Annotated in this window: 18 protein-coding genes; 8 read left to right on the forward strand and 10 right to left on the reverse strand. The window is 42.9% G+C overall.

Annotation, left to right across the window (positions count from 1 at the left end; translation table 11 throughout):
• Positions 1-58: 58 nt before the first annotated feature.
• The 8 genes from ACIP6T_RS11035 to ACIP6T_RS11070 form a co-directional block, all read right to left on the reverse strand.
• Entirely contained in the window at positions 59-2503 is a 2445-nt protein-coding gene (locus ACIP6T_RS11035) for a S8 family peptidase (RefSeq protein WP_400456918.1), read from the reverse strand.
• A gap of 11 nt (positions 2504-2514) precedes the next feature.
• Positions 2515-3504 (reverse strand): AAA family ATPase, encoded by a 990-nt coding sequence (locus ACIP6T_RS11040; protein WP_400456920.1) that lies wholly within the window; start codon positions 3502-3504, stop codon positions 2515-2517.
• Positions 3505-3653: 149 nt separating this feature from the next.
• The gene (locus ACIP6T_RS11045) at positions 3654-4034 is read right to left on the reverse strand and encodes a replication protein P (RefSeq protein ID WP_400456922.1); all 381 of its coding nucleotides are present in this window, start codon (positions 4032-4034) and stop codon (positions 3654-3656) included.
• Complete coding sequence (locus tag ACIP6T_RS11050; RefSeq protein ID WP_400456924.1) at positions 3997-4500, reverse strand: hypothetical protein; 504 nt, start codon at positions 4498-4500, stop codon at positions 3997-3999. Before ACIP6T_RS11050 ends, ACIP6T_RS11045 begins: the two co-directional genes overlap by 38 nt.
• Positions 4501-4789: 289 nt before the next feature.
• Positions 4790-5785, reverse strand: a complete 996-nt coding sequence (locus tag ACIP6T_RS11055; protein WP_400456926.1) for a hypothetical protein — start codon at positions 5783-5785, stop codon at positions 4790-4792.
• Positions 5786-5920: 135 nt separating this feature from the next.
• Positions 5921-6622, reverse strand: a complete 702-nt coding sequence (locus tag ACIP6T_RS11060) for a replication protein P (protein ID WP_400456928.1) — start codon at positions 6620-6622, stop codon at positions 5921-5923.
• A complete protein-coding gene (locus ACIP6T_RS11065; protein ID WP_400456930.1) occupies positions 6619-7380 on the reverse strand; it encodes a helix-turn-helix domain-containing protein in 762 nt (253 codons plus the stop codon). The genes ACIP6T_RS11060 and ACIP6T_RS11065 overlap by 4 nt, the downstream gene beginning before the upstream one ends.
• A gap of 48 nt (positions 7381-7428) precedes the next feature.
• Entirely contained in the window at positions 7429-7656 is a 228-nt protein-coding gene (locus ACIP6T_RS11070) for a transcriptional regulator (protein ID WP_400456932.1), read from the reverse strand.
• 138 nt (positions 7657-7794) lie between these two features.
• Here ACIP6T_RS11070 and ACIP6T_RS11075 point away from each other — a divergent pair, with 138 nt between their 5' ends.
• Entirely contained in the window at positions 7795-8418 is a 624-nt protein-coding gene (locus ACIP6T_RS11075) for a helix-turn-helix domain-containing protein (protein ID WP_400456934.1), read from the forward strand.
• Between the two features lie 469 nt (positions 8419-8887).
• The gene (locus ACIP6T_RS11080) at positions 8888-9175 is read left to right on the forward strand and encodes a hypothetical protein (protein WP_400456936.1); all 288 of its coding nucleotides are present in this window, start codon (positions 8888-8890) and stop codon (positions 9173-9175) included.
• 168 nt (positions 9176-9343) lie between these two features.
• Here ACIP6T_RS11080 and ACIP6T_RS11085 read toward each other — a convergent pair whose 3' ends face one another.
• Entirely contained in the window at positions 9344-9847 is a 504-nt protein-coding gene (locus ACIP6T_RS11085) for a hypothetical protein (protein ID WP_400456938.1), read from the reverse strand.
• Positions 9848-10018: 171 nt separating this feature from the next.
• Between ACIP6T_RS11085 and ACIP6T_RS11090 the strand changes: the two genes are divergently transcribed.
• The 4 genes from ACIP6T_RS11090 (at position 10019) to ACIP6T_RS11105 (ending at position 11418) form a co-directional block, all read left to right on the forward strand.
• Complete coding sequence (locus tag ACIP6T_RS11090; protein ID WP_400456940.1) at positions 10019-10216, forward strand: hypothetical protein; 198 nt, start codon at positions 10019-10021, stop codon at positions 10214-10216.
• Between the two features lie 76 nt (positions 10217-10292).
• A complete protein-coding gene (locus ACIP6T_RS11095; protein WP_400456942.1) occupies positions 10293-10550 on the forward strand; it encodes a hypothetical protein in 258 nt (85 codons plus the stop codon).
• Positions 10551-10870: 320 nt separating this feature from the next.
• On the forward strand, positions 10871-11080 hold the full coding sequence (locus ACIP6T_RS11100) for a hypothetical protein (protein ID WP_400456944.1): 210 nt from the start codon (positions 10871-10873) through the stop codon (positions 11078-11080).
• A complete protein-coding gene (locus ACIP6T_RS11105) occupies positions 11077-11418 on the forward strand; it encodes an ANR family transcriptional regulator (protein ID WP_400456946.1) in 342 nt (113 codons plus the stop codon). Before ACIP6T_RS11100 ends, ACIP6T_RS11105 begins: the two co-directional genes overlap by 4 nt.
• A 10-nt stretch (positions 11419-11428) precedes the next feature.
• On the opposite strand, the gene ACIP6T_RS11110 is transcribed toward ACIP6T_RS11105, so the two are convergent.
• Positions 11429-11557: a hypothetical protein gene (locus tag ACIP6T_RS11110; RefSeq protein ID WP_400456949.1), complete on the reverse strand. Its 129-nt coding sequence runs from the start codon at positions 11555-11557 to the stop codon at positions 11429-11431.
• 287 nt (positions 11558-11844) lie between these two features.
• Here ACIP6T_RS11110 and ACIP6T_RS11115 point away from each other — a divergent pair, with 287 nt between their 5' ends.
• Positions 11845-12048, forward strand: a complete 204-nt coding sequence (locus ACIP6T_RS11115; protein WP_097118679.1) for an excisionase — start codon at positions 11845-11847, stop codon at positions 12046-12048.
• The gene (locus tag ACIP6T_RS11120) at positions 12012-13199 is read left to right on the forward strand and encodes an Arm DNA-binding domain-containing protein (RefSeq protein WP_400456951.1); all 1188 of its coding nucleotides are present in this window, start codon (positions 12012-12014) and stop codon (positions 13197-13199) included. Before ACIP6T_RS11115 ends, ACIP6T_RS11120 begins: the two co-directional genes overlap by 37 nt.
• The last annotated feature ends 122 nt before the right edge of the window (positions 13200-13321 follow it).

Below are 13321 nucleotides of genomic sequence, written 5' to 3' on the forward strand. Positions count from 1 at the left end.
TATTCAAAATATATTAGAAAAACCTCCCAAACCTAGAATGATTTAGGGAGGCGCATTTTCATATAGTTATGATATTTTGTATTTCAGTTTCCACATTTAAAAGTTGACTTATTTTATTGTGTAACTCTAAATTATTATTAGGTGTCTCAATGGAGACTATCAGACTAAACCTAGCCATACTCGTTTGCCGATTTTCTTTTTTTAACTCTTTCCACCACCCACCTACCGGATAAACGGCGATATATTTTTTGTCTGCAAGATCAGCTGCAGTTCCAGTCCATATGTCACTATGGATGGAACCTCGAGTTCTTAAATTTGGTCCCAATAACCATTTCGAAGAGTCACTATCTCCAATATCATAGTCTGGATTAGACTCCCGGAATTTCTTATTAATTCTTGCGACAAACTCCTGTGAATCTTCACCAGCAGAATTAAAATCAAACCTTAATCCAAACGATGCATATTTGAATTTATTCTCCCATCCTCTTTCTCCAGGGTTTGGCTCAACAAAATATGAGAGTGTTACTCTAAGTTTGACTTCTTCGGCACCAAGTTTTTCTAATTCTTCAGAAGGCCAAGGGAGCGAATACAAAGCCATTTTATTCATCTTACCTTCTTGGTTGTATGGCTGTATGTTCTCCTCAATAACTAAATTAACCGATTTATCTCCACTAGTAATAGCTTTTGATAATTCAGGATATCCATAACCGGCAGTTCTTAAAATATTCATTACTGCTTGTTTGTTTTTAAAAGGATGGTATCTTTCAAGTATTTTCTTAGGCCATTGCGCGCTATGAATGACTAAAGCTCTAATTGTTTCAGGCAAATAGTCTGGATATTGGCTCCAAACCTTAGAGATAAAATTACTTGCGATTGCTGTTGCCGCACTCGTTTCGATGAAATTATTGAAATGACTGCCTGAACTGAAATCATTTGAGGTTGTTAACAGACTTAATTCCTCAAGATCAGCAGCAAAGTTATAGACGCCATCAAGACCATAGTTACCGCCTTCGAAAACCACATCTGGTTTAAATGGCGAGGTAGCTATCCACTCCATAGATGTTGTTGAAGATGGGCCAAGATCTGTCAATTCTGCCAACGGAACATAACCCTTTTCTAATACATTATCCTCACTCGCCCAATATCCTACCGAAATTGCATTCCAAGAATTAGCAGGGTCTTCTATCGACGCAGTTATATTAGAATCTGGATAATCCTTGATATACTCTGGAGCCATATTACCACCCGAAACAACAAATAGCCTGCGAGTATCATCGTCGGGAGAACCACTACAAAGAAGATCTATTGATGCTGACCAACTAGATGGAACGCCTCTTAAGTCATAAGGCGATGTAATAGCCATCGTGTATATTCTTTGGTTAAATGGCCTTATTGATTCAATATTATAAACAGCATCACTTATTATGGAACCATATAGTCTTCGCTCATTTTCACCGAAATCTGGAAGAATTTTAACGGATTCAAGCAATGCATTAATATTAATTTTTTTGTTTTGCAATGCAATTTTTAGATCTCCATAAAGAGCCAATCCAGAAACAGACGTTCCATGACCTTTCGCATCATTTAAATTCCATTGAGGTTCAGCTACAAGAACGCATTCTTCGCTTGTAAATTCTTTCAATAGCGGGTGAGCGAAATTTAAACCTGTATCGAGTATACATATTGCAGTCAAGTTTTCATGGTAGTCATAACTAATTCCTTCTATCCATTCATGTTGCTCAGAAGGTGTCATATTCAAAAAAGTATTACTAATGGTTTGAGCTGGCCTTATTTCCGCTATGGCTTCTATTAATAATTGTAACTCAGTTAGTTGCTTAGTAGTTGCGCATACTATTTTAACCAATCTATCTTTGAATTTTATGATGTCTGTTTTAACTATTATATTTAATTTTTCAGCAGCGTTAACAAGTTTTCTCAATATTACATCAGCATCAAAGATCGATGTATCTAACCATAGCTCGACATCAAGAATTTCATTTTCATCTTGCGTCAAGGGGCTGCAGCTAAACCAGAGGGACTTTATATCGCCAAACTCAATTTCTGAAATTGATTCAATGAACCTTTGATTCTTAGGCTTATCATATTTAGTATCTTTTGTACCATATTCAATAAGTATTTCTTCAAGTTTACCTATTTTATTTATCGGCATTGAAACATTGGCGACAACCCTTCCATCAAGTTCATTGACTGATAAAAGGCTCATCCCGTGAGAACTCAATGATGACAATGCTAATCTTTCATTAACATCTAGATTTTTTTTGAAAGTTAGGACTAGATGCTGTGGCTTTTCACTTTCACTCAAGTGATAATCGGTAAATTCCTGTGACTCATTAAACTTTTCGATTGCGTTAGTAAATGAGCTTTTGACTTTGGCAAAGTGAGCGTTCCGTTTAACTGGCTTTGCTTTTATCTTGACAGGTGGGAGAACTGGAGAGAAATCATATAGCCGCTGTGCTGGACTTAATTTAATGTGTCCTTTCATATAACCCCAATTTATTTATAGCTTTTCCTCTCAGCAAGTATTTTCTCAAGATCTAATTGCTGAAGTGTTTTTTTATTCGTGATGATGGCTAGTTTAATGGCATCATCACAGCTTTTAGACACCTCCGAGAAGCTTAGACCATTAGCTATTGCTAACAACTCTGCCCAATCAGAAATATCAATTTTGAAACTATTAAACTTGGTTTTTATAAGTTCAATTAAATTTTCCTTTTCAGGAAGATCATATTCAATTACATCATCAAACCTGCGATACAATGCACTATCTAAAATATCTTTATGGTTTGTGGCACTTATGATAAGACTATCAGATGAATGCTCATCCATTAGTTGCAAAAAGGTGTTCAAAACTCTTCTTATTTCACCAACATCGTTTTCCATCGTTCTTCTTGACCCAATTGAATCGAACTCATCAAATAAATAAACACCTCTATTATGAGAAATGTAATCGAAGATACTTCTTAATTTTACAGAAGTTTCCCCCATATATTTAGTTATAAGTGAATCCATTCGTACAGTGAACAACGGAAAGTGGAGTTCATTTGCTACAACGCTTGCAGTTAATGTTTTACCTGTTCCAGGTGGGCCGTATAATAACACGTGCCGCCGAGGTGCAAGACCATAGCTCCTTATTTTTTTCGAGTTTTTATTTTCATCTAAAAATCTTTCCACCTTTTCTCTAACTGATTTCTTTAAAATTATTTCATTAAGCGAAACAGTAGGGTGCGAAATGGTAAATAAATCATTTGAAGAGTGATTTATTTGTGCTGTACTTGAAGAGTGAACGCGCGGAAAACTATCTTCACCTTTATGATTGAGAGATAACTTACCTTTTTCAACCAAATCTCGTAGTTCACTTGCGAGATTGGCGTGTCCAATTTTTGCTTCATGTGCAGCAATTTGTAAAACTATAGTTAGAAATTTTCTATCATCTCTCAAAATAAAGTTTTTAACTAATAATTTCAACTGGTTAGCACTAGCCATTTTAACCTTTCCCGGTAGGGTTTAAATATAATCAACCTTATAGCTAACTGATGAAAGACTTAGATATTAATGGTTACCATCGTGAGCAGAATCATCTCTCAAACACGCTTTTTGATCAATCATAGTTTAACTGTAAACAGCTCTTGTAGCTACACATGCTTAAAGTATTCAACTCCCTTTATTCGCTTGGTCATCTTTCTCAACTCGACACTGCACTTTGCACTCAAAGCTGACTCACGGAGGTATGTCGCACGCATCAGGCTGTAGAGGCTTATGACCAAGCAGTAATGGGTGTTTTCATGCCATGGATAAGCCGCTGGTGAGTTATACAAATAGCATCGTACGCTGTAGCGTATAACCATGTCATACAGGTAAGTTTCGTCAGGCAACTCTGCAGCCCCACTTTCACCGTTTCTGCACCAGCTGATGAACTGCCCGAGTATGGCAAACTTCCCATGACGCAGCAGCCTCTTTACATGCAATCCAGTTGGCTTATGGGAAAATAGGTAACAACACGGTCCCCAAAACAAAAATGCTTATAACTACAACGATAAAGAATGCATCAACAAAAGGTATGCGTGGAATACTTGATTTATTAACCGATGTAGGGTCGTATTGCTTTGAATATATCCTGATCTCACAACCATAGGTAATAACTATAATTGAAAGGCCAATCAGAAACCCTAACGCGCCATGAACTACGGTTTTTTGTACATCCGGCTCCTGAAGTGTTTTTTTTATGCTCTCAAGTAAAGCATACAAAAGAGGCAAGACAGCATAAAACCAGTCAAAGCTGAATTCACGGGTTTTCGCCCTGAAGTAGGTTAGAATCCAGAGGCATAGAAACACATTTAAGCCTACTATGCATTTATCAAAATCACTATCCATGATTAGGTTCATTGCTGTGGTAATGCAAAAAATCAGCACAACAATGACATTCGCCATTTTTGATAGAACAATTCTTTTCACAAAACCCTTAATAACCTGCCATGCCATAACAATTCCTTTTTTCAAAAATGATAAAATAAACTCTTAGCTTTGTATTTACGTGCCAACTTTTAACTAATCACACTTAATCTCGGTAGTACTTCTTATCTAAATCATTATGTTAAGCAGAAATAGTTAGCTTTTCCTGATACCACTCTTATGCTGTAAGAAGTTAGTGCAGTGTATTATGAATACGGTCTATCATGGCCCATTGCTGCACCTTCACCTCACAGTGTCTTTCATAAAGTACTGATGGATGCGAGATAAATCCTTTCTTAAGTTTCAAATTATCCATTTATCATTCACTTTCAATTTTTTCGACAACAAATCCATCCTGCCTGAAAAAACTAAGAATCCTGTCAATGTTCACTATGCCCCATTGATTCGATATTACAACAAGCTCACCAGATGCAAGCTCTATAGCGTCATTCATATGATAACGGTTTTTCCTGCCATCACTTACCGAATCAGCCAAGGCAATTGTTCTGTTCTTTATAACGCCCTCAAGCTTACTTTTAATTTCCTCAAGACTCTCTGGGTTTTCTTTTTTTATCCAATCAGTGAAAATTTCCAAAGCTAACTTCCTTTTATTCAATTCAAGCCCTTTATATTTATAGCTTGAATAGTCCTTTTCCGTCTTGCTCAGACTTGCAATTTGCTCTGTTCTTTTCTCTCTAAACCTTACTTGATATTCATTTAGTTCAGGTACGGGTATGATCTGTTCAGCATTAATTAAAACATCCCCTTTGAAGTTATAAGGAGTAATTTTAACACAACTGATATCAACGCCTTTATCCCTTAACCAAATTGCTGTAGTTGTGAGTTCTTTGCTAAATCCTGCAGATGCCAGAATAATTCTCACATCTTTTCCGAACTCAACAAGCTCAGTGTCCTGAAGTTCGACAAAATCTAGGATTCCCTCCCTGGCATCAATTTCCAATCCATTTTTTGAAAGGTAGTCCTGATAATATTCACATGCTTTTGAAAAGCTCATTGTTGAAATCATCGCGGCGTACCGCAGTGCCTGAAGCTCCATATGAGCGCCAAACTCATCTCGTTTCAATTCAATGACTACCAAGTTTGCCTGTTTATCTATTGCCAGAATATCGATTCTGCGACGGCTATCTTCCCAATCAGAAAACTCTTCAGCAATGACGAGGCAGTCGGGAGCCAAAATGGCAATGTTATTCTTAATTGCTTCCTGTAAATCATATCGCTCTTGTAGCCCTTCGATAGTGAACGTTGTTCTATCTAACGGCGTTAAAGTCTTGTTTGATATATTATAGAGAGCCACATAAACTCCTTTTTATGTAATAGTGACTGCGCAGTGATTATATAGCGGTCATTTGAAGTGAATATACCTTCCTTTCTGACAGTAATTCAATTGAAAAATTAATATTTTAAAGTATAGAAATTTGCATGCTCAAGCTTAGTGCCGGGTATCTTTAGCCTTCAACATCGCTTTTATCTTCATGATATGTCCAAGAGCCGTATCAGTGCTCACTGGCGCATAAAGCTTCTCAATCTGAGGGCGAGGCGCTGGAATACACTCGCCTGCCTTTATCCGTTTGGCCATCTTACTCAACTCAACACGGCATTTTCCACGGAGCTCTGACTCGCTAAGGCATTTGGCGCGCATCTGGCTGTACAGGCTTGTGACCATCCAGTAATGGGTGTTTTCCTGCCATGGATAAGCCTCAGAGGAGCTATACAGACCACGACGTGCGCTGTAGCGCATGACCATGTCATACAGCGCATTCTCATCCGGCAACCCTAAAGCGCCACTTTCACCGTCTTTGCACCAGCGGATGAACTGCCCGGGAGATGGCCAGAACGGTGAGCCACTGGCTCGCGCACGTCTCATCCCCACCGAAAGCTGCTGCTTTGAGTTTATGCCGTTTTCGACAAATGCAGCTATCCACTGACGCTTTGCCGCGGCTTCATCCCGTGGGTCTTTCAGCGTGGTGCTGATGGACGCCGGAAAGACCAGCTTCAGACTGCGAAAGAGAATGTCTACGAGTTGCTCGACGGACGAATCTACGCCGCGGTTGTCCTTCGGCTCAAAGTTGCCTGCCAGACCGGGGACTTCGCCTTGCTGCTGAGCATCGAAAACTGCTTCGCGATTTGTCATAAGAAATTATTCTCCCACTCGCTGAGATCGTTCCAGTGTGGCTGGTCCGCTCCGGCTGGCGTTGAATGCCCCCGCCACGCAGCCTGCTTGTTCTGGTAGCTGAGCTTCTGGCTGGCAGTGATAAACCAGTTTTTTGGTTTTTCATGTGAGAACTCGATATCGAGTTTCTGTAGCTCGTAAACCAGGTCCACGTTTGTGTAGAGCTTTTGCCACGATGCGAAGTCTGCGTGGTTGAGCTTCACGATGTTGCCTTCGAATGCGTATCGCGATCTCGGTATGAAATCCGCATTCGTTGCGTGAGCAACGGGTGTTATGTTTTTAGATTCATTGACTGGTTCTAATGACTGATTCAGTGACCCGTTTTTGGGTACATTCAAAGACCCGTTTTTGGGTGCATTCAAACTCCCGTTTTTGGGTATATTCCCGTTTTTGGGAACATTACCAGTTTTGGGTTGATTAGCCTGAACTGAATCGCCCCGTTTTCGGGGGTATTCAGAATCGACATTCAACCTCAAAACTCTGACCCGCTTCGTTGCACCTTTGCGTTCGCCAGTGTCGGTAATAAGGCCACCTTCAATCATCTGGCTAATCCATTTTCCAATGGTCTTTTTATCGAGTCCGGTATCTTTAATAAGCCTCATAATGCTCGGATAGCAACAGTGGTACTCGTCTGCCCTGTCCGCCAAAGCAAGGAGAAGAAGCTTTTGAGAAGCCTTGAGATCAAGGTTCCATACCCAATCGGTTGCTATCCGACTCATGCGTTTAAGCCTTTAAGTTATTATCTGGATTAACAAAATTTTTACTTTTTACTCATGTTTTGGAGGGGGAAACAAATCAGGTAAATCAGGCCGAATTTGAAAGGCTTTTACTTTCCCTTCAGTTGCTTGAACTATGCGTACCACACGTTCTGGTGAGACTTTTTTTCTCTGGTGCAACCAGGACCAAACATTTGGCTGACTAACACCCACCTGAGCAGCAAGCTTCTTTTGACTTCCTGCAATTTTAACGGCCTCTTTAATCGCTTCATGAACCATGCTCTAAACCTTATGCTTGAAAAACCGTAAAACAATAACCATAAAAATACCCATAAGCAATACCCATAGGTATTTGACTGGCGATACCTCTGGCTATATGTTCGATTGAATAACCCTTTAGATTCGCTTCAGAGGAAAATGAATACGTTATCGGAAAGATTGAAAAAGGCCATGGAGATGAGGGGCTTCTCTCAAGCAAAACTTGCTGAATCAGCAGGGATGTCTCAACCTAGCATATGGAAAATCACAGCAGGCAAAAGCAAAACCTCCAAGAAAATTGTAGATATCGCTAAGGTTTTAGATGTAAGTCCTGACTGGTTAGCAAATGGCGCGGGGGGGATGTTTAATAACTTGGATCAAACTAAAAATTCAGACTTCCACCTAGATAAGGATAAGGCAGAAATACACTATAACGATGTAAAAGCAGTCAGAATTTGGGATGAATCGGGACCGACTGACTCATTTACTGTAGTTCCAGACCTGATTACCTCCTTGGATGTCAGAGCTTACTTGTTAAAGCATGATACTGGCTATCCCGACCTACCAGCAGGATCATTAGTAGTTATTGATACCAATGAAAAACCTGCATCACGCGACTACGTTCTTGCTGATATAGAAGGCAAAACATCAGTATACCGCTATTCAATTGGAGCAGGCGGGACCTTACTGGATCCAGACTCAAGAGTTGAGCCGATTTCAATTGAAGATGGTGTAAAAATTATTGGTTTGATAATTTTTATGTCACGCTCACTTAAGCGATAGCTTGTGATAACCGCCTTAGATAATTTTTTACTAGGGCGGACTTCAACATAAATTCCAGCCCCAATTCGAAGTAATTCGATACTCATCTAGCTCTCCCACTTCTATTCAGAAGATTCGTGCCCTAGCAAAACCATACCCTTAGGTATCTATTGATGTCGCTCACTAGTTTGCTCGCATAAGAAAGAATCAATTTAACGATATGATTATTAAAACCTTTATTTCATCTTCATCAACCTCAAAACCTATAGCTATTGACGCGCCACTATAACCCAGGGTATTTTTATGGGTAATGTACATACCTTTTATGGGAGGCAAAGCAATTTAGTTCTTTAAAAACGAGCGGGAAGCTCTATGCCGGTGCCGAGAACGCACCAACTCTCTTGCGACTGATTGCATTGTCAGGACATTGCAATCAGTCGTTTACCGAGCGATTTATAACGAACTTTCACCTTCAGAGAGGGGAACCGTTATGAAAAGAAATGCCAAATGGCGCAGACACCTGAGCCGTGTTCGTGCAGTGGTTAAGCACCGTCAGGCTATTGAGGCCGGGTCACTACCGGTAGAGCTATACAACCCTGCCGCAACAGATGAAATCCTCAGAGACGGTGCATCAAGCCACAAAGAGCTATCCCGTGTGGATAAAGCGCTTTCCTTTCAGCCGTCGAAAATCTATGACAGTTTCGATAATTGCTGTCTGCCGCAAGTTGCTCTCTATCGTTTAGGAAAAAATAAGACCGCTTTTGGTCGAAAAGGTTGAACCTACTTCTGGCAATGCTTGAGTGAGGACAGTCAATGCAAATCTATAGCGCTTTTTTTCATCCGAATGGTTTTATCGTACAGTCGGACCATCCGGATGATTTTTGGGTATTACTGAGTAAAAACTTAGGTTGGGGTAAGTTTTGTAAGATTGATGATATGGACGCAATTACAGGTTGTGCATCGCGTTTTGAATTGCGTGAAATACGTCCGGCATCCGGGAAAGCCCCACATCCAGTAATTTCAGATTCAAATGTTTTATGGCATCTTCTGGAAGCTTACGAAGTGTTGAAATCATCGACGCCTTGTCTTCAACAGGAGCCGAGGAATTTTTGATAATGGCTTCTAATTTATCGACTGTATTGCTATGTAATCTGACGTTGATAACATTGAGAATAGCGCCAAGCCCGCCATCGTTCCGAATGAAGTCGATTCCTTTACTGGTGATCTTTAGCTGTCCGCTATCAACTTCAAATTCATCATCCAGGTATTGGTCTATTCTGCAGGTGAGCAAGCCGTGGCCCTGAAGATAAATAAGGTTTGCAATCAAGTTTAACTGACCATCAAACTTAGCTTCCATTTCATTATAAATCTGATAGTCCAAGCCATCCGGTGTAGCGTTATAAAGCGCGAGAAGCAGCTCCCGCTGAAGTTCCCGGTCGAATTTATCCACGTCACATCCTCCACCGTGAAAATTTGCAAAGGTCAGATTTTCTTTTGCCAGTAAAACCCCCTTAAATCAACCCGTTAAAGCTGCTACGCAGCATGATGGAACTTACCGATCATCTTTAACACGACAACCCGCCACGGCGGGTTTTTTATTGCCTTTAACCCGGAGACTACTATGTCCAAAGCCAAACCTACCGAAGCCCTGTCTCAGAAAGAAATGCAACGCCTCGCACTCATCCATGTGCAGGCCTATGTGAATGCCTGCCACTGTCAGTCCCGTACTGATGTGCTTCAGGCACTGACTCACTGGCACGATGTGGGCGCTGAAATGGAGGACTTTATTCGCCATACACGCATCATCATTATCCATTAACCCAGTCTTAACCCCTTTCGTTCATTCCCTATGCCACCCGGCATGAAAAGGCAATCAACTGACCTGGAGGTCACCTATGCAAAATCGTGAAGCAGCCCAATGCGCTTCTGAGGCCCTGCTATCAGCCGCGAAGCTCATTACCGGTTCGTTCGCAAAACTGGACGCACTTGAGCAGGAGGGCAAAGTTTCTGAGGAGGAGTCAGAACATTACCACTTTCACGTTATTGAATCGCTGGATGACATGTATGAGTCGGTCCTGAATCCGATTTTTGAGCTCCACCCTGACCTGCGTCCGGTATGTCCCAGCTGTGAATCAGCCGAAGAAGAAAACTAAGACAACGCCTTTACCGTCCGACTGAACCGGCCGCCAGCAAAGGCGGCTTTTTTTACGCTTAAACGGAGACATTAGACTGAAATGGCCAAACCTCAGTCACCCGTACGAATCAGGCAACGTGCCAGACTAAAACTGACGCAATGGCATGCCGGTACTCTGCGTGCCAGAAAAACATACCGATACCGTTATCTGACTATTCCCGTCTCGCCTGGCTGGCGCCTGTTATCTAAAGACAATGGTCTTCACTGGTCATTGCTCAGCCACGCTGACTACGACAACCAGATTTAGTCCCCTCCCCATAACACAGAGGAACATTCCCCATGATGCCGCAACACATCAAGGGCGATGCTGCTTTTGCTCGCCCTTTTCATGCCATTCGCTCTATTGAATTTTCAGACAAAAACATCCTGACGGGTGCCAGTTTCTCGTCACCCCCACCACCCGCCTTACCCCCTCAGCCACCGCTGCCGTTGTTACAGGTGGGATTCGACCGGGTGATTGAAATTTTTCTGCAGCCAGGTAAGCCATGATGAACGCCACCAATTCACCGGTTTCAGCCTCAGATGCGTGTCTGTCGCCAGACCACCGTGCAGCTGAGATCCTCACCACCTCACCTCTGAGAAAAGGTAAACAGCCGATAAAACTGCCTGTCGCTTCTCCTGCACCATCACCTTTTTTGCGGCTGGCCATCATCGCTGCTGAAACCGAAAATGCCGGCGCTTATGCCTTTGCGGCTGCGACCTGGCTGGCTGCGTCAGAGCTGGCTCGCCAGCCCAGTAACAAACGATGGGCCGAGGACCGAAGTAATTTTTGTGAGAATGCCCTGATGCGCGGCTGGGGCATACGTGAAGATAAAGAGGAGGATTAGCATGAGCGCATTATCGGAAATTATGTCCGGTCAGTGCAGCAATGACACTGGCAGCCTGGTAATAATCATGTTGCTTTTCCTTCTGCACATTCTTATCCAGCTTGCGGTCGCGTTCACAGTCATTCACCAGGGGCTGCATGAAAATCCCTGAATATCCACCAGCCTCACCCCTTACCAAACATTCAATCCATGTCACAAGAAATGCCCGAACAGCCAGATAAAACCATTACGCCTGCTATTGGGAGCATTCATTCAGTCCGTTACCGTTGGTGTGGGCTTGCTGACGGGAATGCTGAGCACGGCCTCATTACTTGTGGCTATCAGCTGGATGATTTGCCGTTAAGTCACTGCCCGGCTTAACAGCCGGGTTTCACAAGTTCGCTGGAATACTCCACTGCGGACAATGATCTTACCCTGGAGGGAAATATGCTCAATCTGCACTGCGTGCCGATTTCAATGTATTGCAAACAAACAGGAGAAACACCCGAAGCTGTGACCAAACGCGTTCTGCGTGGGTTCTGGCTGGAAGGGAAACATGTTCTTAAGGTCAATGGAGCCAAAGAACGCTGGATTGATTTAGAAGAGGTAAACAAATGGGCACGACAAACGTCCGACTGCCACGCGGAGTAACCCTTCGCAAACATCGAAATGATGACACGATCAATATTACGTTCACCTATAAAGGTGTGAAGTGCAGAGAGCCACTTTCACATCTGGCGGTAAATCCCAAAAACATCAAATACGCGGAGAGATTACTGGGCGAAATTTATAACAACATCGGGCGGGGAGCGTTTAATTATGCCGACTATTTTCCTAAGTCTTCCAAGCTGAAAATATTCGGCAAAACGGGTAACGGCAGTCAGATCAGACACTACCTCACGGAGTATCTCTCCATCTGCCAGACCCGCAATCTCTCGCCATCCACCATTCGGGGCTATAAGAAGTGTATGGAGGCCCTGAGGGACCTGCACGAGATACGTGCAGCAGAACTGACGCCAGCGCTGTTAAAAAACTGGATTAAAAATCAGACCACCGTGCTGAAAACCATCCGGAACCAGCTTTCATTTCTGCGCTCGGCTCTGGATGAAGCAGTGATTGACGGGGTTATCCCGGTCAATCCGGTGTCGCTGGTCAAAGCATCCCGTTACCGCAGCCAGCGGTCAGAAGATAGCCACTATGTGGTTGATCCGCTCTCACCGGATGAAGTGACGGCCCTGCTTCGTGCTGCCGGTAACCGGCAATGGGAAAATCTCTTCCGGTTTGCCATCAATACAGGGCTGCGAAGTTCTGAACTCTGTGCGCTGGCGTGGAAGGATATTGATTTCGACAAACGGAAAGCCAGTGTACAGAACGCGAGTGTAGTCGGGATCATCAAGACGACCAAAACACGCGCAGGTAAACGAAAGGTCGATCTGAATGATGAAGCCCTGGAGGCGCTTAACCAGCAAAAGGCGTTCACCTATAAGAAGGAAGCCTTTGTGTTTGAAGATCCCAAAACCGGTCAGCCCTGGGCAGGTGCGGATGCCATCCGCAAAAAAGCCTGGGTGCCGGCCATAAAAAAAGCGGGCATCCGTTACCGCAATCCTTACCAGACCCGGCACACGTTTGCGACGCAACACATCAGTCAGGGTGCGAACCTGTTCTGGCTGGCTTCACAGATGGGTCATAAGGGGCCCGAAATGTTGTTTCGCCACTATGGATCCTATATGGAAGAGTATGACGGTCACACGGATAAAAGGGTCCTCAGACTCGTTGAAAACCCCTCAAAAGGAGCCGCATGAACAGTCGCGTACCCTTTGTCAAAAAAAACACCTTAAATTCATACCATTACGGAGCACCCAGCCGTGTTCAACTCCCGCCAGCCCAAAATTCTTGACCGATGATTACCAGAGTCATTCGGTTA

It is taken from the genome of Pantoea sp. NPDC088449, assembly GCF_044753225.1.
In the GTDB taxonomy this organism is placed as follows: domain Bacteria; phylum Pseudomonadota; class Gammaproteobacteria; order Enterobacterales; family Enterobacteriaceae; genus Pantoea; species Pantoea floridensis.

Bases quoted from the DNA above. Each gene is read 5' to 3' on its own strand.
- ACIP6T_RS11035 (WP_400456918.1), bottom strand. From the start codon at position 2,503: ATGAAAGGACACATTAAATTAAGTCCAGCACAGCGGCTATATGATTTC.
- ACIP6T_RS11040 (WP_400456920.1), bottom strand. From the start codon at position 3,504: ATGGCTAGTGCTAACCAGTTGAAATTATTAGTTAAAAACTTTATTTTG.
- ACIP6T_RS11050 (WP_400456924.1), bottom strand. From the start codon at position 4,500: ATGGCATGGCAGGTTATTAAGGGTTTTGTGAAAAGAATTGTTCTATCA.
- ACIP6T_RS11060 (WP_400456928.1), bottom strand. From the start codon at position 6,622: ATGACAAATCGCGAAGCAGTTTTCGATGCTCAGCAGCAAGGCGAAGTC.
- ACIP6T_RS11065 (WP_400456930.1), bottom strand. From the start codon at position 7,380: ATGAGTCGGATAGCAACCGATTGGGTATGGAACCTTGATCTCAAGGCT.
- ACIP6T_RS11070 (WP_400456932.1), bottom strand. From the start codon at position 7,656: ATGGTTCATGAAGCGATTAAAGAGGCCGTTAAAATTGCAGGAAGTCAA.
- ACIP6T_RS11075 (WP_400456934.1), top strand. From the start codon at position 7,795: ATGAATACGTTATCGGAAAGATTGAAAAAGGCCATGGAGATGAGGGGC.
- ACIP6T_RS11080 (WP_400456936.1), top strand. From the start codon at position 8,888: ATGAAAAGAAATGCCAAATGGCGCAGACACCTGAGCCGTGTTCGTGCA.
- ACIP6T_RS11090 (WP_400456940.1), top strand. From the start codon at position 10,019: ATGTCCAAAGCCAAACCTACCGAAGCCCTGTCTCAGAAAGAAATGCAA.
- ACIP6T_RS11095 (WP_400456942.1), top strand. From the start codon at position 10,293: ATGCAAAATCGTGAAGCAGCCCAATGCGCTTCTGAGGCCCTGCTATCA.
- ACIP6T_RS11100 (WP_400456944.1), top strand. From the start codon at position 10,871: ATGATGCCGCAACACATCAAGGGCGATGCTGCTTTTGCTCGCCCTTTT.
- ACIP6T_RS11105 (WP_400456946.1), top strand. From the start codon at position 11,077: ATGATGAACGCCACCAATTCACCGGTTTCAGCCTCAGATGCGTGTCTG.
- ACIP6T_RS11110 (WP_400456949.1), bottom strand. From the start codon at position 11,557: ATGCAGCCCCTGGTGAATGACTGTGAACGCGACCGCAAGCTGGATAAG.
- ACIP6T_RS11115 (WP_097118679.1), top strand. From the start codon at position 11,845: ATGCTCAATCTGCACTGCGTGCCGATTTCAATGTATTGCAAACAAACA.
- ACIP6T_RS11120 (WP_400456951.1), top strand. From the start codon at position 12,012: ATGGGCACGACAAACGTCCGACTGCCACGCGGAGTAACCCTTCGCAAA.